Source organism: Saccharopolyspora gloriosae (assembly GCF_022828475.1).
Lineage (GTDB): Bacteria > Actinomycetota > Actinomycetes > Mycobacteriales > Pseudonocardiaceae > Saccharopolyspora_C > Saccharopolyspora_C gloriosae_A.
In genome coordinates this window covers 5820871-5837624 of sequence record NZ_CP059557.1, presented here as the reverse complement: position 1 = coordinate 5837624, position 16754 = coordinate 5820871, and the positions used below count along the sequence as shown (strand labels likewise).

The following is a 16754-nucleotide window of genomic DNA, read 5'->3' as shown; positions in this document are numbered from 1 at the left end:
GGACGAACGGTCCGTTCACTCCCATCGAGTCCCGCCGCGCGGTCGGTGCGGGGGTTGCGGTGCGCCGGTGCGGGGGTGGTTCGGTTTCGGAGTGAGCGGACCGTTCGTCCAACGGCATTGGACGAACGGTCCGTTCACTCCGGCCTGGTTCGAGGTGTGAGCGATTCCCTTCGCCGGGGGCGGGGGTGCGGTGGGTGGTGCGGGGATAATCGGGGTGTGCTTGATGCCGCTGTGCTGAATCCCTTGCTGACCCGGTACGCGTCTTGGCTGGCGATGCCGACGGAGTTGACCGCGGACACCTCGGACGAGGATCCCGAGCAGGTCGTGCTGATGCCGATGGTGCTGCGCATCGAACGCGCCGAGCCGCCGCGGCGTTCGGCGTTGCTGGAGGCAGCGGCGGCGGCCGCGCTCGCGGTGTGCCTGGACGAGCGGGCTGAGCCCGGCGGCGAATGGCACGAGTCGGTGCACCACTGGACCTCCGGTCGCATCCGCAAGGTCTCGCGGCGGGCGCGGGGCGCGCATTGGGCGGCGGTGCAGGAGTTGCCGGGCCGCACGGTGGAGGTGGACGGCGCCGAGGTGCGGGCGTTCCTGCCGTCGCGGGTGGCGGACATGCCGAAGGAGCTGACGCGGCTGCAGATCTCCGGCAGCGAGCTCGACGCGGACGAGCCAGGCCCGCCTGCGGAGTCGGCGCCGGCGCTGTGGCTGAATCCGGATGTGGCGATGAGTGCGGGGAAATCCGCTGCTCAGGTCGGTCACGCCACGATGTTCCTGGCGGCGTTGCTGCACGGGGAGGGGCGCGCTGACGAGGTGGCGCGGTGGTCGGCGGCCGGTCTGCCGTGTTCGGTCCGCGTCGCCGACGGGGCGACTTGGCGACGGTTGCTGCCTGGCGATGACGCGGAGACCGCTTGGCGCCGCAACGGTGTCGCGGCGGTTCGGGACGCGGGTTTCACCGAGATCGACCCGGGCACCGTCACCGTTCTCGCCCAGTGGCCGGACCCGTCCGGAACCAGGTGAGCTCGGATGGGCGTGCAGAGCGAAGCCGCTGAGGTTCCGGCCCGCATTCCGAAGTGATCCGCCGCTCAGATCGTGGGCATCGGTGCGGAGGGGTTCGTCCGGTGCGCGTTCAGGACGGCGTCGAGCAGGTCGAGGATCTGCCTGCGCAGCTCGGGCAGATCGCCCAGCGCTTCTTCCTCGATGGCGACCAGCACTCGTTCGTTCACCGACGCGAGCAGGGACTGCCATTGCGCCGCGGTGAACTCCGCGGCGGCCGAGTCCGGCCGGGACCGGGAGTTGCGGGCGAGCATCTCGGCCCACTGCCGGTACGCGTCGCGGCGCCGGCGCATGCCCGCCGACCCCACGCGGACGATCTCGACGAGGAACACCCGAGCCAGATCGGGATCGCCGGTGACGACGCGCAGGTAGGCGTCCATCCCGCTGAGCATCCGCCGATGCCCGTAGGACTGGCCGCACACGGCGTCGTTGATCACGTCGATCAGTCTCGCCGTGGCGGCCTCGTAGGCGTCCAGGAAGCATTCCTGCTTGTCGGCGAAGTGTTCGTAGAAGGTGCGCCGGGAGATCTGCGCTTCCCGGACGATGTCGGCGACCTTCGTGCGCTCGTAGCCGTTGGCGGCGACCGCGCGCAAGGTGCCGGTCCGCAGCTTTCGGCGGTGGTGCTCCCACGCCCCTTCGGTACGCGGGCCGGGCGGTAGCCGCGGCCCGCGCTCGGGCACCAGGTTCGGCGGGTCGACCTCAGTCATACCTTCAAAATATCGTCCGGCCCGGACCGATATGCCGGGTTCTGGAATATTCTGTCTGGGCCGTGAAACCGAGATCGCGTCGTCCGCTCTGAGGCGGCGGCACCAGCGCACGAGGCCGCCCAAGAGCGTCGGCGACGTTGCGTCGCGAAAGTCCGGCGGCGAGGCCGGTTGCTCTTGGGCGGCTCAGGGCGATCCCGGCAACGCCGCTCGTGCCGCCGCATGCGCCAGAGGTGACGGTCCCGTCCGCTCAGTCCGCCGGTTCACGTCCGATGCGGGGATCGGACGATCGTTCCATGCCCGGTGCGAGTCGTATCCATCGGGGTTTTTTCTTGACAGACAAGGGAATCCCGCTGACTCCTTGGGTCTCGGCCAAACGCTTGCTAGGGTCGATGGTCGCAGCGAGGAGCGTCGATCTCAGCCAGGTTCTTTCCACGCATCGCCGCCGCGGGCTCGCCGAACCGCGGCGCGGAGAGGAAACCCCTTGCGACACGGCATCGTGCTGTTCACCAGCGACCGCGGGATCACACCGGGACCGGCCGCGCAGGCGGCCGAGCAGGCCGGTTTCGACACCTTCTACGTCCCCGAGCACACCCACATCCCGATCAAACGCACGGCCGCACACCCCGGCACCGGCGGCGCCGACCTGCCCGACGACCGCTACCTGCGCACGCTGGACCCTTGGGTGAGCCTGAGCGCGGCGGCGGCGCTGACCACGCGGATCCGGCTGGCCACCGCGGTGGCGCTGCCGGTCGAGTCGGATCCGATCACGCTCGCCAAGACCATCGCCTCGCTGGACTGGCTCTCCGGTGGCCGCGTCGTGCTCGGGGCCGGGTTCGGCTGGAACACCGATGAGCTCGCCGACCACCACGTGCCCGCGCCTCGGCGGCGGACCGCGCTGCGCGAGTACATCGAGGCGATGCGCGCGCTGTGGACGCAGGAAGAGGCGTCGTATTCCGGCGAATTCGTCCGGTTCGGGCCTTCGTGGGCGTTCCCGAAGCCCGCGCGGATCCCGATTCTGATCGGGGCGGGAGCGGGACCGAAAACGTTCGCCTGGATCGCCGCGCACGCCGACGGCTGGATCACCACGCCCGCCGACACCGATGTGCCCGCCAACGCGGAACGATTGCGCGCGGCTTGGGCGGAGGCGGGAAGGTCCGGATCCCCGGAGATCCATGTGCTGGCGAACCGGAAGCCGACCCCGGAAGCGCTCGCGGAGTGGGAGGACAGCGGCGTCACCGAGGCGATCTGGGGCCTGCCGGACAAATCCGCCGACGAGGTGCGGGGATTCATCGCGCGCCACGCCGAGCGGCTCGGCATCGGCGGCCCGCCCGTCCCCGCGCAGTGATCTGTGCAGCGGACCCGCTACCGGCAGGCAAGGATCGAACTCATCGCCCCGTTCAGTCGTCGCCGACGCCGCGGGCCGCCAGAGCTTCGCCCAGCTCGTCGGAGTGGCGCAAGGTGCGCACCAGGAACGGGACGGCGAACGCGGACACGGAACGTTCGGCGCTGCGGGCGCGCTGCGCCTCGCGGGTCTCGGTCGCGATCGCCGACAACGCCGCCACGGCCTGCAAGGTGAGCCCCACCAGCAACCCCACCCGTTCCGGCCGGACACCGAACCGGCGCAGCGGCGAGAGCCCGCGCTCCACCGCCGTGACCAGGTCGTCGACGCGGGTGGTGAGGGTGAACAGGTTGGCGGCGCCGATCGCGGCGAGCAGCCGCAGCGTCACCACCGAAGCCTGATCGAGCCCGAGCATCCACCACTGCAACAGGAAGATCACCGCGAGCAGCGGCAGCAGCAACCGGAACGCCCGCACGCAGCGCCGTGGCGGAATCCGGGCGAGCACGTAGGCCAGGGCCACGATCGCCGAGACCACGGCCAGCGACAACGGCGAACCGAGCAAGAAGATCAACACCGCGAAGCCGAGCAGCAGCACGAACTTCGCCCCGGCTCCAGTCCGGTGCACCGGGCTGGAACCCGGCTCGTACAGGCCGATGAGGCTCACTCGATCAGCTCCCGGTAGTGCGACAGCGCCGCGGCGGGCGCGTCGTCGGCCGCGATCCGGCCCTGGTCGAGCACCACGACCCGGTCGAACCCGTCCAGCAAGTGCAGATCGTGGGTCACCAGCACCACCTGCTGCGGCAGTTCCTGCAGCAGCTCCATGAAATGCCGCTTGTTGCGCAGGTCCAGCAACGTGGTCGGCTCGTCGCAGACCAGCACGTCCGGTTCCAGCACCAGCATCGAGCACAGCGCCAGCAGCTGCTTCTGCCCGCCGGAGAGCTGGTGCGCCGGGTGTTCGGCGTAACCGGCCAGACCGTGCCGGGCCAGCACCTCGGCGGCCCGGCGTTCCCGCTCGGCCTTCCGGATGCCATGCCTGCGCAGCGAGAACGCCACGTCCTCACCCGCGGTCGGCATCACGATCTGGCTGTCGGGGTTGGTGAACACGAAGCCGACGCGCTTGCGCACCGCCCGTCCATCGCGCGCCGGGTCGATCCCATCGACCAGGACCCGGCCGCTCGTCGGCGCCACCAGGCCGTTGATCATGCGTGCCAGCGTGGACTTGCCGGAGCCGTTCGCGCCGACGAACGCGACCCGCTTCTCACCGAGCCGCAGGTTGACGCCGTCCAGCACCGAGTGCTCGCCGTAGGCGTGCGCGATGTCCTCGAACTCGATCAATCCACTCGCTCCCACACCGTCGCCACGCCCAGCCCGCCACCGGAGGACAGGGCGGCCACCCCGGTGCGCGGCCCGTTCTCGCGCACCATGCGGCTGAACAATCGCACCACCAGGACCGCGCCCGACGCTCCCCAGGGGTGTCCGAGCGCGATGGCACCGCCGTCGAGGCTCACGCTGCGCTCGTCGATCCCGGCCGCGTCGGTGCAGGCCAGCACCTGTCCGGCGAAGGCCTCGGTGAACTCGACGAGCTCCGGCGCCGGGTGGTTCCGCAGCACCTGGCGCAGCGCGGGCACCGCACCCAGCCCGAGACGATTCGGGTCCACGCCCGTCGTGGCCTCGGCGACCAAGCGCAACCCCGGCACGCCCAGCAGGCGACGCTCCCGCTCCGTGGTGATCAGCACCGCCGCGGCTCCGTCGCTGACACCGCAGGAGTTCGCGGCCGTCGCGGTGCCGTCGGAGGTGAACGCGGGTGGGAAACGCGCCAGCCGCTGCACACCGAATCCGCGCCGGGGCCGCTCGTCGCGCCCGCCGCCCACGTCGACCAGTTCCGCGTCGAACCGGCCCGCGTCCTGCGCAGCGACAGCGCGGGCGTGGCTGCGCGCCGCGAACTCGTCCTGCCGCTCGCGGCGCACTCCGGCCTCGGCGGCGATGAGGTCGGCGGCAGGCCCCATGTCCGGATCACCGAGATCGGCGGGCGCGAACGGCGCGCGGGAGTAGAACCGCGGCGGTTCACCCGCCGAACGCGGCCGATGCGCCCGCCACGGCGCGGTCGATGCGCTCTCCACTCCACCCGCCAGATAGCGCTCACCGGCGCCGCCGCGCAGCATCGCGGCCGCCGTGATGATCGAACTGAGGCCGCTGGCGCACTGCCGGTCCACCGTCATGCCCGGCACCTCGAACCCGAAATCGGCGCGCAACGCCGCCACCCGAGCCGGATTCCCGCCAGGCCCCATCACGTTGCCCAGCAGCACGTCGTCCACCGCGTCCAGCCCCGAGTCGGCCACCACCGCAGCGAGCACGGGCGCGGCGAGCCGTTCGGCGGTCAGGTTCCGCAGCACACCGCCGACCTCGCCGATCGGGCTGCGACGGGCGGCGATCACCACGGGAGCACGATCGTTCACGCCAGCTCCTCCGCGTCGAGCGTGCCGTCGCGCAGTCCCTCAGCGATCTCGGCGCGCGCGGGTTTGCCGGAGCCGGTGCGGGGCAGGGCGGGCATCGTGAGCCAACGTCGCGGCCGCTTCGCCGGTTCCAGATGCCGCGTCCCGGCGCGCAACTCCGCCCGCGTCAGGCAGGCCCGGCGGTCGACTTCCAGCACAGCGGTCACCAGCGCCCCGAGCCTCCGATGCGGGGTTGCCGCCACGACCACGTCCCGCACACCGGCGGAACTTCGCAACGCGGATTCGACCTCCTCGGCGACGACGAGGCTGCCGCCGGTGCTGATCGTGGAACCGGTTCGGCCCAGCACGCTCAGGGTGCCGTCCTCGTGGCGCACCGCGCGGTCCCCGACGCTGGACCAGCCCTGTTCCGCAGCGTCGAGCACGCCGTCGCGCAGGTAGCCGTCGAAGGCGAGTTCTGAGCGGACCCACAGCACACCCACGTTCTCCGCGGGCAGCGAATTCCTTGCCATGTCCCGAACGTCGACGTCCACCAGCGGCCGCAGGCGCGGCTCGCCGCGGCGCGAGGCGATCAGCGAGTGCTCCGCCGAGCCGTAGTACTCCAGCAGTTCGCAGCCCGGCAGCAGCCGCCGCAGCCGCTGCTCCAGGTCGCCGTCCACTCCCGCCCCACCGCAGACGACCAGCCGCAGACGGCAGGCCGCGCGCAGCTCAGGCCGGCGCTCCCACACCGACACCAGTGCGGCGAGCATCGCGGGAACGAGGTGCACCACGGTCGCATCCCGGCAGAGCTCGGCGGCTGCGGTCGCCGACCACTTGGGCAGGAGCCGCACCGCGCGGTCCTGGTGCAGGGCGTGCAGCGCTCCGAACAGGAACAACGAGGAGCTCAACGGGCCGGGGATCAGCACCGAGTCGTCCCGGCGCAGCTCGACCTCCAGCGCCGTGAAGCTCAACAGCCACGACCGGCGGGTGCGCGCCAGCACCTTCGGTGCGCCGCCGCTGCCGGAAGTCGTGGGGAGGTAGAAGGGCGTGCGGTCGTCACCTCGCGGCTCGACGGGATCCGCCTCCGGGGGAGCGCCGGAGACGGTCGCGGCAGGTCTTGCTTCGGCCAGGACCGCTTCTGTTCGCGACCACTCCGGATCCACGATCAGCGTCGCCGCGCCCGCCAAGTCCGCGCCCAGCAGCCAGCACAGCCGATGCACCGGGTCCGGTTCGTCCACCGCGACCCGCGTCACTCCCTCCAGCCGCCGCGCGGCACCGTGCGCGCGGGCCAGCACCTCCGCGCCGGTGAGCGTGGTCCCCGCGGCCGCCACCTCGGCCGTGAGCGGACCGTCGCCCAAGATCGGCGGGATCATTCGGAGTCCTTTCGGGGTGATTCGCGTGGTGCCGCCGGGTTTCAGGCGCGTGCTCAGCTCCCGGCCGGGCGGGAAGTGGCCGCCGGCAGCGCACGGTGCACCGCCACCGCCACCAGCGACACCGCGACCAACTTCACCGCATCGCCAGGCAGGAACACCAGCGACTGCACCGCCGCCGCGCCGAGATCACCGGTGAAAGCCGCCCAGTAGGGGATGCCGACGAGGTAGTCCGCGGCAATGCCCGCCAGGTTCGCCAGCAGCAACAACGGCAGACCGGGACGCGGCAGCCCGCGCTGCACGATCAACCCCACCACGACCGCCGACAGCAGCCAGCCCAGCACGAACCCGCCGCTAGGTCCCGCGAACGGGGCGATGCCGCCGCGCCCGCCCGACAGCAGCGGCAGGCCGATCGCCACCAGCGCCAGGAACAGCAGCACCGACATACCCGCCCGGCGGGCGCCGAGGATGCTGCCCGCCAGCAGCGGTCCCATGTTCTGCAGCACCACCGGCACCGCCGCTCCCGCGATGAACAGGCCAGGGAACAAGCCGAGCACGGCGATGAACGCCGCGAACACCACTGTCCTGGCCAGGTCAGCGGCCGGTTGGGCGGTGCGTTGTCCAGGCACGACGACTCCTCACGCCGATCACAGGTCGCTGCGAACGTACCCGGCTCACCGGCAGGAACAGAAAGACTCCCACCACATTGTGGACACCGAACAACCCCTGCCCAGCGCGAAGTGACCCCCGACTCACCCCCGGCAGCCTGCTTCCGGAGTGAACGGACCGTTCGCCCAATCCCGTTGGACGAACGGTCCGTTCACCCGGATCAGCTTTTCGGCGTGGACAGGCTGCGGTGAAGCCGCGGTGATCTTGGCGGGAGCGGAGCCAGTGGAGTGAGCGGACCGTTCGTCCAATCTCGTTGGACGAACGGTCCGTTCACTCGGATCGGAGCCGGAGCAGGTGCCGCGATGGGTGGGCGTTTTGAAGTGAGCGGACCGTTTGCTCAATCTCGTTGGACGGACGGTCCGTTCACTCGGATCGGCTTTCGGCGTGGGCAGGCTGCGGTGATCTTGGTGGGGGCGGAGTCAGTGGAGTGAGCGGACCGTTCGTCCAATCTCGTTGGACGAACGGTCCGTTCACTTGAAACCTGAGTTGGGCGGCGGCGCGTTGCGGCTCGGGGGCACCGGCGGCTCGGTGGGGCGGGGCGGTGAGGCACCTCACCAACACCTGTCGGAAAAACGCGAAGCCCCTCAGGTGAGGTGAGCGGACCGTTCGCCCAAGCTGTTTGGACGAACGGTCCGTTCACTTGCCGAAGGTGGGTGTTCAGCCGGCTGCGTCGTTGAGGCGGGTGAGGGCGCCGCGCACGACCTGCGGGTCGTAGGTGGTCCAGAACGGGGGCAGCGAGGCGCGCAGGAAGCCGCCGTACCGGGCGGTGGCCAGCCGGGGGTCGAGCACGGCGATGACGCCCCGATCGTTCGAGGACCGCAGCAGCCGCCCGGCGCCTTGGGCGAGCAGCAGCGCCGCGTGCGTTCCGGCGACGGTGAGGAACCCGTTGCCGCCGTGCGCCGAAACGGCCTTCTGCCGCGCCGAGGCCAGCGGGTCGTCGGGCCGGGGGAACGGAATCCGATCCATGATCACGAGTTGCAGCGAGTCCCCGGGCACGTCCACGCCCTGCCACAGCGACAACGTCCCGAACAGCGAGGTTGCCGGATCGGCTGCGAATTTGCCGACGAGCTGCGCGGTGTTGTCGTCGCCTTGGCACAGCACGGGCGTCTTGAGCCGCTCCCGCAGCTCCTCGGATGCCTGCTTCGCCGCCCGCATCGACGAGAACAGTCCGAGCGTGCGCCCACCGGCGGCTTCGACGAGCGCGGTGAGTTCGTCGAGGTACTCCGGCGGCAGCCCGTCTCGTCCGGGCTGCGGCAGGTGCCGGGCGATGTAGAGGATGCCGCTGCGCTGGTGTTCGAACGGCGAGCCGACGTCGAGCCCGGTCCACTTCGGCCCGCTGGTGTCGTGCGGCGTTTCCTTGCCGCTGGCCATGTCCGGGGCGGGCGCGGCTTTGCGTTCCGGCGGCAACCCCCACTGGCGGGCGAGCGTGTCGAAGGAGCCGCCGAGCGCCAGCGTCGCAGAGGTCAGCACCGTGGTGCGTTGCCCGAACAACCGCTCCCGCAGCAGTCCGCCGACACCGAGCGGCGCGACTTTCACCGTCGGCGGCCGGTTCGGTTCGCTGCTGATCCACACGACGTCGCGGCGTTGCCCTTCGGGTTCGTCGAAGGCGTCGAGCAGTCGGACGGCGTTGTCGTGCAGTTCTTCGGTGAGCGCGAGGGCGAGTTTCCGGGCGCTGCTGCCCTCGGGGTCCTCTTTGCGCTCCGGCCCGAGCGCGGTCATGCACGCGGCGGCGGCGTCGCGCAGCGCGGTGAGCGACCCGCCGAGCGCCTGCGGCATCTCTTCGAGCCGTTGCGGCCGGGCGTCTTGGAGGACGAGTTCGATGCCTTCGGCGGCTTCGTCGAGCCGGTCGGCGACGCCTTGGTCGATGGCCCGCCCGCAGCGCCGCGCGGCGAGTTTCGCTTGGTTGGCGGACAGTTCCCCGGTGGCGGCGGAGGTGACCCGGTCAACGAGGTCGTGCGCCTCGTCGACCATGACCACGTCGTGTTCGGGCAGCACGGTCCGGTCGTCGAGGGCGTCGATGGCGAGCAGCGCGTGGTTGGTGACGACGACGTCGGCACGTCCGGCCTCGCCGCGGGCGCGTTCGGCGAAGCAGTCGGTGCCGATGGGGCAGCGGTGCACGCCGAGGCATTCCTTCGCGGTCACCGACAGCTGCCGCCACGCCTGGTCGGTCACGCCGGGGACGAGCTCGTCACGATCACCGGTCTCGGTTTCGGTGGACCATTCGCGGATCCGCTTGATCTGGCGTTCCAGCGCGGACGCGGCGAACGGGTCGAACAGCGCGCCCTCTTCGGGTTCTTCGGGGGCGCCGCCGTGGATCCGGTTGAGGCACAGGTAGTTGCGGCGGCCTTTGAGGATCGCGAACGTCGGCGGCCGCCCGAGCGCTTCGGTGAGGGCTTTCGACAGCCGGGGCAGGTCGCGGTCGACGAGCTGGCGTTGCAGCGCGATGGTCGCGGTGGAGATCACGACGGTGGTCGCTTCGACGACGGCGTGCCGGATTGCGGGCACCAGGTAGGCGAGCGATTTCCCGGTTCCGGTCCCGGCCTGCACGGCGAGGTGCTCGCCGGATCCGATGGAGTGCTCGACGGCCGAAGCCATCCGCGACTGCCCTTCGCGTTCGGAGCCGCCGACGGACTGCACGGCGATCCCGAGCAACGTCGCCAGGTCGGGGATCTGCTCCGGGGATTTCGCGGTGATCGGCTCGTCCCGGCGCCGCTTCTTCTCGCCGGGAGCCCCCTTCAACGCCAGGTCGGCGGCGATCTCAGGTGGGAGCTCGTCGGTCTCGTCGAGCTCGAACACATCCGGATCGGACCACTGCGGAACAGAACCTGGCACGCCGGACAACGCTACCGGCCACCCCTGTCAACCCCACCGGCCGCATCCCCCGGCGAGTCGTCACGGGCGCGGGCGGCGCACCGGCCCCCGCCTCGGCGATGCGCTGATCAAGCCTGGTCGAGCGCACGTCCCGATCTCAGCGGAGGACGCGCGGCAGCGGCACGTGAATTCCCGCTGACCGGGCGGCGCCCCAGCCGGCCGTCCCCGACTTCGACGGCTGGGAGCCTCAGATCACGACCGGCGTTCCGGTCACCGCGACTCCGGCGGCGCGCAGGTCGCTGAGGGCCGAATCGACCGTGGCGCGGGAAACGCCGGCGGTGAGGTCCAGCAGGACCGTGGTGCTGAACCCGGCCTTCGCCGCGTCCAGCGCTGTCGCGCGCACGCAGTGGTCCGTGGCGACGCCGACCACGTCCACATCGGTCACGCCTCGGGAGTTGAGCCATTCGGTGAGGGTGCGCTCGGTGCCGTCAACGCCCTCGAAACCCGAATACCCGTCGCTGTACTGGCCTTTGGAGAACACCGCCTCCACCGGCCCGACCTCCAGCTCCGGGTGGAACGCCGCGCCCGCGGTGCCCGCCACGCAGTGCACCGGCCAGGACCGCACGTAATCGGGCTGCGAACTGAAGTGGGCGCCCGGGTCGATGTGGTAATCCCGCGTCGCCACCACGTGGGCGTAACCGGAATCCGCCACGTGGCGGGAGATCGCGGCCGCCACGTCGGCCCCACCGGCCACGGCCAGCGCACCGCCCTCGCAGAAGTCGACCTGCACGTCCACGACCACCAGTGCCTTGCGCCCCTCTGGGCTCATGCCTACTCCTCAGCGTGGAAGACCGTCGGGATCGCCGGGTCTCCGCTGGACAACTTCAGACCCTCCCACGGCAGGCTCACCAGTGCGTGGCGCAGCCGCTGCCGATTGTCCTCCAGCGACGGCACGTCATCGACCCGCTTTCCGCCGCGCATCAGCGGAATCGGCACCACGCGGTCGTGCGGTCCGGCTTTGGGCTCCACGAAATCGGAGCCGGTGCGGTACACGACCTCCTCCAAGGCGGTGCCGGTGTCCTTGTGCCTGCGCAGCGCGGACTTGGTGCCGCCGCGGGACTCCTTGTGCGTGCTGCGCTTCGCGACGGGGCGGCCCTCCACCTCGGTGAGCTTGTAGACCATGCCCGCCGTCGGCGCCCCCGAACCCGTCACCAGCGAAGTGCCCACGCCGTAGCCGTCCACGGGTTCCGCGCGCAGCGAGGCGATCGCGTACTCGTCCAGGTCGCCCGACACGACGATGCGGGTGCCGGTGGCGCCCAGCGAATCCAGCTGCTCGCGCGCCTGCCGGGCCAGCACGCCCACATCGCCCGAGTCGATGCGCACCGAGCCCAAGCCGGTCCCGGCGACCTCCACGGCCGTCGCGATGCCCCGCGAGATGTCGTAGGTGTCCACCAGGAGTGTCGTGTCCGCGCCAAGTGCGGCGATTTGTGACTCGAACGCGGCACGCTCGGAATCGTGCAGCAACGTGAACGAATGCGCCGACGTGCCCGCCGTGGGAATGCGGTAGCGGCGGCCCGCCTCCAGGTTCGACGTCGCGGTGAAGCCCGCCAGGTAGGCGGCACGGGCCGCGGCGACCGCGGACTCCTCGTGGGTGCGGCGCGAGCCCATCTCGATGATTCGGCGGCCGTTCGCGGCCGACACCATCCGGGCCGCGGCGGCGGCGATCGCGCTGTCGTGGTTCATGATCGACAACAGCACGGTCTCCAGCAGCACCGCTTCAGCGAACGTGCCGCGCACCGTCAGCAGCGGCGAGCCGGGAAAGTAGAGCTCACCTTCGGGGTAACCGTCCACATCGCCGCGGAACCTGTAGTCGCGCAGCCACGTCAAGGTGGTCTCATCGACCACATGATCCTCGGCAAGGCGCTCCAGCTCGGACTCGTCGAAGCGGAAGTTCTCGATCGCCTCCAGCACCCGTTCGGTGCCACCGACCACGCCGTACCGGCGCCCGTCCGGCAACCGCCGGGTGAACGCCTCGAACACGCACCGGCGCTCCGCGGTCCCATCCCGCAAGGCGCTGGCCAGCATGGTCAGCTCGTAATGATCTGTGCGCAGCGCGGTACTGGAAGCGGCCGTCATGGATCAGAGGTTACGTGCCCGTGCCCGCCCGCTCCGCCCGCAGGTCGTGCCCGATTTGGCCGTGCGGTCGTCACCGCCCCCCTGGCCACGTGCGAACATGGGGACATGACCTCGCCCGCTGAACTGGAGCGCGCGCAACTGGAACCGGCCGAGCTCGGAGACGAGGACAAGCCGTGGGTCACCGTCGTCTGGAACGACCCGGTGAACCTGATGTCCTACGTGACCTACGTTCTGCAGAAGATCTTCGGTTACAGCCGGGACCACGCGACCAAGCTCATGCTCGACGTCCACAACAAGGGCAGAGCCGCGGTGTCCTCGGGCGCCAAGGAGAAGGTCGAGGGCGACGTCGCGAAACTGCACGCCGCAGGCCTGTGGGCCACGATGCAGAAAGACTCGTGATCACGTGAACGGCTGGACTCGCAAGAACGGGCACGTGGTCGCCGAGCTGTCCCAGCAGGAAGCGGCCGTGATCCGCGGGCTCGTCGGCCAGATCAAGGACATGCTCACCGCGCGGGCCGAGGAAACGCCGCAGGACGAACTGGCCGAACTCACGGGGATCCGCACCGGGCCGTCCACGCCGCCCGAAGATCGGGTGCTCGGGCGGTTGCTGCCGGACTTCTACCGGCGCGATCCCGACACCGGCGAAACCGACGAGGAACAGCCCGAAGCCGCGGGCGCGATGCGTTCCCTGTACGAGCCGGAGCTGCTCGAGACCAAGACCGGCGTCGCCGCCGTCGTCCTCGACACCTGCCCCCGCGAAGGCGGACGGGTCGTGCTCAGCGGCGACCAGGCGGACAACTGGATGGCCGCGCTCAACGACGTGCGACTCGCCCTGGGCACCGCGCTCGACGTGCAGGACGAGATGCCGGAGGAACCTCCGGAGGACGATCTCCGGCGCGAGCACCTCGGCGTCTACCAGTGGCTCACGTGGGTCCAGGACAGCTTGGTCGACGCCGTCTCCTCCTGACCTGCACCGTTCACGCCGCCGTGCGGCGCACGCACCCCACTCGTGCTGCCCACCTGACGACGATCTTCGTCAGGTGAACGCCTCTTCAGCCCTATAGGACCGGTCAAAGAAGCCGTTGACCCCAGTGGGCTCGCCGGGTGAACGTCCCCGTTGACCGGTGGGACCGGGCGGATGGGCCGTTGACCCGGTGCGGGCAGGATGGGTGCATGGTTTCCGGGGTGCGGGATTCGATCGTCGACGTCGGTGGCGTGCTGGTGGGGCATCACCAGCGGCTGGATGAGCGATGGGCCACGGGGACGAGCGTGGTGCTGGTGCCGCGCGGGGCGGTCGCCGCCGTTGACGTGCGCGGAGGCGGTCCCGGTACTCGGGAGACCGATGTGCTGGAACCGACGCACCTGGTCTCGCAGGCGCACGGCGTGGTCCTCACCGGTGGCAGCGCCTACGGGCTCGCCGCCGCCGACGGGGTGATGCGGTGGCTGGAGGAACGCGGGTGCGGGATCCAGGTGGGCGCCCACGCCCACCAAGTGGTGCCCGTCGTGCCCGCCGCCGTGCTGTTCGACCTGCCGATGAGCGACTGGGGGAACCGGCCCGACGCCGAATTCGGCCGTCTCGCCTGCGAAACCGCCACCGCGCACGACACGCGGGAAGGCAACGTCGGCGCGGGCACCGGAGCCGTGGCGGGAGCGCTCAAAGGCGGCATCGGCACCGCGAGCGCCGTGTTCCACAGCGCCGCGCTCGACGTGGACGTCACCGTGGGCGCGCTGCTCGCGGTCAACTCGCTCGGCTCCGTGATCGACCCGGAGACCGGGCTGCCGTGGGACTCGCATCCCGGCCTCCGCGCCCCGGCTGAAGCGGAGATCGCCGCCGCCCGATCTCGCAACGACCCCACCGCGGGCCGCCCGGGGCGCCACGGCCTAGTGCCCCGCCCGTTGAACACCACCATCGGATCCGTCGCCGTCGACCTCGCCCTGACCAAGGCGCACTGCCGCCGGGTCGCGGTCGCCGCGCAGGACGGTCTGGCCAGGGCGATCCGTCCGGCGCACTCGATGCGCGACGGCGACACCGTGTTCGCCCTCGCCACCGGGGAGCGGGATCCCGGTGCGCAGTGGGTTCCGGTGCTCGACGAGGTGTGCGCGGTGGCCGCGCGGGTCGTGCAGCGGGCCATCGTGCGGGCCGTGCTCGCGGCCGAACCGGTCGGTGAGGTGACGTCCTACACGCGCCTCTACCCCTCGGCGCGGGAATGAACCATTGTGGGCGAACGTTGATCCCGCAAACGGCACCGGACAGCGGAGTTCCGCATGTTGGACACCGGTGCCTCACATAGTAGGATGGTGCCTGTGCTGGTGATTCGACGTGACCTCGTGGACGCGATGGTCGCGCACGCTCGACGGGACCACCCGGACGAGGCATGCGGCGTCATCGCCGGTCCCGACGGGTCGGACCGCCCCGAGCGGCTCATCGAAATGATCAACGCGGAGCGCTCGCCGACGTTCTACCGGTTCGACTCGGGCGAGCAGCTCAAGGTGTGGCGCGGGATGGACGAGGCCGACGAAGAGCCGATCGTCATCTACCACTCGCACACCGCCACCGAGGCGTACCCGTCGCGAACCGACGTGGCCTACGCCTCGGAACCCAACGCGCACTACGTTCTCGTGTCCACCAAGGACCCGGAGACCCACGAACTGCGCTCGTACCGCATCCTCGACGGCGTGGTGACCGAGGAGCCGGTGGAGATCGTGGAGTCGTACATGTTCGCCCACACCGGCACCGACGAGGTGCCCGACCAGGGCTGAGCCGCACCTGCCGCCCCGCACGCGGCGGGTCTCGGCGTGCGAAAGTTCCGTTCAGTAGTCCTTGTGGACAGGGAGGTTCCTCAACATGGCAATCAAGGTCTCGATCCCCACCATCCTGCGCACCCACACCGACGGTCAGAAGTCCGTCGAAGCCAGTGGCAGCACCGTGGCCGAGGTCATCAACGACCTCGACAACAAGCACAACGGCCTCAAGGACCGCTTGGTCAAGGAAGGCTCGTTGCACCGCTTCGTCAACATCTACGTCAACGACGAGGACGTCCGCTTCTCCGGTGGCCTGGAGGCCAGCGTCGCCGACGGTGACAGCGTGACGATCCTGCCCGCCGTCGCAGGCGGCATGCTCTGAGCAACCGCAGGCCCGGCACCGGGCTCTGAGACTGGAGGCATGTCGTGGCCCGCTACGACTCGCTGCTCGACGCACTCGGTGACACCCCGCTGGTGGGGCTGCCGAACCTCTCGCCCGCCCCCGACGTGCGGTTGTGGGCGAAGCTGGAGGACCGGAACCCGACCGGTTCGATCAAGGACCGCGCCGCGCTGTCCATGATCGAAGCGGCGGAGAAGGAAGGCAGGCTCACCACCGGCTGCACCATCCTCGAACCCACCTCCGGCAACACCGGGATTTCGCTGGCGATGGCGGCGAAACTCAAGGGCTACGGCCTGGTCTGCGTGATGCCGGAGAACACCTCCGAGGAACGCAGGCAGATCCTGCAGGCGTTCGGTGCCCGCATCGTGTCCTCGCCCGCGGCGGGCGGCTCGAACCAGGCGGTCGCGGTCGCGAAGGAACTGGCCCAGCAGAACCCGGACTGGGTGATGCTCTACCAGTACGGCAACTCGGCGAACGCCGACGCGCACTACCGGGGGACCGGGCCGGAGATCCTGCGGGACATGCCGGGCATCACGCACTTCGTCGCGGGGCTGGGCACCACCGGCACCCTCGTCGGCGTGGGCCGATACCTGCGGGAGCAGAAGCCGGGTGTGCAGATCGTCGCGGCCGAACCGCGCTACGGCGAACTCGTGTACGGGCTGCGCAACCTCGACGAGGGCTTCGTGCCGGAGCTCTACGACCCGGACGTGCTGTCCCGGCGGTTCTCCGTCGGTTCCTACGACGCGTTGCGCCGCACCAGGCAGCTGCTGGAGTCCGAGGGCATCTTCGCCGGGATCTCCACGGGTGGCGTGGTGCACGCTGCGTTGACCATCGGCGAGAAGGTCGCCGCCGCCGGGGAGTCGGCGGACATCGTGTTCGTCGTGGCCGACGCGGGCTGGAAGTACCTGTCCACGGGCGCCTACGGCGGCACCCTCGACGAAGCCGCCCAACGCCTCGACGGTCAACTCTGGGCCTGATTCCGGAACCTCGCGAAGGCCCGCCCGAGTCCGCTCGGGCGGGCCTTCCGCGTGTGGAAATCCCGGAAACGGGGTGTTTTGTCAGCGGCGAAGCCGATGAGCAGCGACCACCGAAGCAAAAAGA

17 protein-coding genes are annotated in these 16754 nt (G+C 70.6%); 8 read left to right on the top strand and 9 right to left on the bottom strand.

Annotation, left to right across the window (positions count from 1 at the left end):
* The first annotated feature begins 273 nt into the window (after window positions 1–273).
* A complete protein-coding gene (locus H2Q94_RS25540) occupies window positions 274–1014 on the top strand; it encodes an aminoacyl-tRNA hydrolase (RefSeq protein ID WP_243795908.1) in 741 nt (246 codons plus the stop codon).
* Window positions 1015–1079: 65 nt separating this feature from the next.
* Here H2Q94_RS25540 and H2Q94_RS25535 read toward each other — a convergent pair whose 3' ends face one another.
* The gene (locus H2Q94_RS25535; protein ID WP_243789701.1) at window positions 1080–1757 is read right to left on the bottom strand and encodes a TetR/AcrR family transcriptional regulator; all 678 of its coding nucleotides are present in this window, start codon (window positions 1755–1757) and stop codon (window positions 1080–1082) included.
* A 481-nt stretch (window positions 1758–2238) separates the two neighbouring features.
* On the opposite strand from H2Q94_RS25535, the gene H2Q94_RS25530 reads away from it, so the two are divergent.
* Entirely contained in the window at window positions 2239–3102 is an 864-nt protein-coding gene (locus H2Q94_RS25530) for an LLM class F420-dependent oxidoreductase (protein WP_243789700.1), read from the top strand.
* 52 nt (window positions 3103–3154) lie between these two features.
* On the opposite strand, the gene H2Q94_RS25525 is transcribed toward H2Q94_RS25530, so the two are convergent.
* The 8 genes from H2Q94_RS25525 to H2Q94_RS25490 form a co-directional block, all read right to left on the bottom strand.
* The gene (locus H2Q94_RS25525) at window positions 3155–3760 is read right to left on the bottom strand and encodes an energy-coupling factor transporter transmembrane component T family protein (protein ID WP_243789699.1); all 606 of its coding nucleotides are present in this window, start codon (window positions 3758–3760) and stop codon (window positions 3155–3157) included.
* Complete coding sequence (locus tag H2Q94_RS25520) at window positions 3757–4431, bottom strand: energy-coupling factor ABC transporter ATP-binding protein (RefSeq protein ID WP_243789698.1); 675 nt, start codon at window positions 4429–4431, stop codon at window positions 3757–3759. The genes H2Q94_RS25525 and H2Q94_RS25520 overlap by 4 nt, the downstream gene beginning before the upstream one ends.
* Complete coding sequence (locus H2Q94_RS25515) at window positions 4428–5552, bottom strand: thiolase family protein (RefSeq protein ID WP_243789697.1); 1125 nt, start codon at window positions 5550–5552, stop codon at window positions 4428–4430. The genes H2Q94_RS25520 and H2Q94_RS25515 overlap by 4 nt, the downstream gene beginning before the upstream one ends.
* Window positions 5549–6898 (bottom strand): AMP-binding protein, encoded by a 1350-nt coding sequence (locus H2Q94_RS25510; protein WP_243789696.1) that lies wholly within the window; start codon window positions 6896–6898, stop codon window positions 5549–5551. The genes H2Q94_RS25515 and H2Q94_RS25510 overlap by 4 nt, the downstream gene beginning before the upstream one ends.
* 53 nt (window positions 6899–6951) lie before the next feature.
* Window positions 6952–7524 carry a biotin transporter BioY gene (locus H2Q94_RS25505; protein ID WP_243789695.1) on the bottom strand — a complete coding sequence of 191 codons (573 nt, stop codon included), beginning with the start codon at window positions 7522–7524 and terminating at the stop codon, window positions 6952–6954.
* A 697-nt stretch (window positions 7525–8221) separates the two neighbouring features.
* Complete coding sequence (locus tag H2Q94_RS25500) at window positions 8222–10405, bottom strand: ATP-dependent DNA helicase (protein WP_475274187.1); 2184 nt, start codon at window positions 10403–10405, stop codon at window positions 8222–8224.
* Window positions 10406–10622: 217 nt separating this feature from the next.
* The gene (locus H2Q94_RS25495; protein WP_243789694.1) at window positions 10623–11204 is read right to left on the bottom strand and encodes an isochorismatase family protein; all 582 of its coding nucleotides are present in this window, start codon (window positions 11202–11204) and stop codon (window positions 10623–10625) included.
* A gap of 2 nt (window positions 11205–11206) precedes the next feature.
* Complete coding sequence (locus H2Q94_RS25490) at window positions 11207–12511, bottom strand: nicotinate phosphoribosyltransferase (RefSeq protein WP_243789693.1); 1305 nt, start codon at window positions 12509–12511, stop codon at window positions 11207–11209.
* A 105-nt stretch (window positions 12512–12616) separates the two neighbouring features.
* Between H2Q94_RS25490 and clpS the strand changes: the two genes are divergently transcribed.
* From clpS to H2Q94_RS25460, 6 genes are all read left to right on the top strand, one after another.
* On the top strand, window positions 12617–12910 hold the full coding sequence (gene clpS / locus H2Q94_RS25485; RefSeq protein WP_184477241.1) for an ATP-dependent Clp protease adapter ClpS: 294 nt from the start codon (window positions 12617–12619) through the stop codon (window positions 12908–12910).
* Window positions 12911–12914: 4 nt separating this feature from the next.
* Entirely contained in the window at window positions 12915–13478 is a 564-nt protein-coding gene (locus H2Q94_RS25480; RefSeq protein WP_243789692.1) for a DUF2017 domain-containing protein, read from the top strand.
* Window positions 13479–13684: 206 nt separating this feature from the next.
* The gene (locus H2Q94_RS25475; RefSeq protein ID WP_243789691.1) at window positions 13685–14722 is read left to right on the top strand and encodes a P1 family peptidase; all 1038 of its coding nucleotides are present in this window, start codon (window positions 13685–13687) and stop codon (window positions 14720–14722) included.
* Between the two features lie 93 nt (window positions 14723–14815).
* Entirely contained in the window at window positions 14816–15271 is a 456-nt protein-coding gene (locus tag H2Q94_RS25470; protein WP_309501079.1) for a M67 family metallopeptidase, read from the top strand.
* Window positions 15272–15356: 85 nt separating this feature from the next.
* Window positions 15357–15635: a MoaD/ThiS family protein gene (locus H2Q94_RS25465; protein ID WP_243789689.1), complete on the top strand. Its 279-nt coding sequence runs from the start codon at window positions 15357–15359 to the stop codon at window positions 15633–15635.
* A 44-nt stretch (window positions 15636–15679) separates the two neighbouring features.
* Window positions 15680–16630 carry a PLP-dependent cysteine synthase family protein gene (locus tag H2Q94_RS25460; RefSeq protein ID WP_184477251.1) on the top strand — a complete coding sequence of 317 codons (951 nt, stop codon included), beginning with the start codon at window positions 15680–15682 and terminating at the stop codon, window positions 16628–16630.
* Window positions 16631–16754 lie beyond the last annotated feature (124 nt).

Coding starts and splice junctions, on each gene's coding strand:
- H2Q94_RS25540 (WP_243795908.1), top strand. CDS start 274: ATGCCGACGGAGTTGACCGCGGACACCTCGGACGAGGATCCCGAGCAG.
- H2Q94_RS25535 (WP_243789701.1), bottom strand. CDS start 1,757: ATGACTGAGGTCGACCCGCCGAACCTGGTGCCCGAGCGCGGGCCGCGG.
- H2Q94_RS25510 (WP_243789696.1), bottom strand. CDS start 6,898: ATGATCCCGCCGATCTTGGGCGACGGTCCGCTCACGGCCGAGGTGGCG.
- H2Q94_RS25495 (WP_243789694.1), bottom strand. CDS start 11,204: ATGAGCCCAGAGGGGCGCAAGGCACTGGTGGTCGTGGACGTGCAGGTC.
- H2Q94_RS25490 (WP_243789693.1), bottom strand. CDS start 12,511: ATGACGGCCGCTTCCAGTACCGCGCTGCGCACAGATCATTACGAGCTG.
- clpS (WP_184477241.1), top strand. CDS start 12,617: ATGACCTCGCCCGCTGAACTGGAGCGCGCGCAACTGGAACCGGCCGAG.
- H2Q94_RS25475 (WP_243789691.1), top strand. CDS start 13,685: ATGGTTTCCGGGGTGCGGGATTCGATCGTCGACGTCGGTGGCGTGCTG.
- H2Q94_RS25465 (WP_243789689.1), top strand. CDS start 15,357: ATGGCAATCAAGGTCTCGATCCCCACCATCCTGCGCACCCACACCGAC.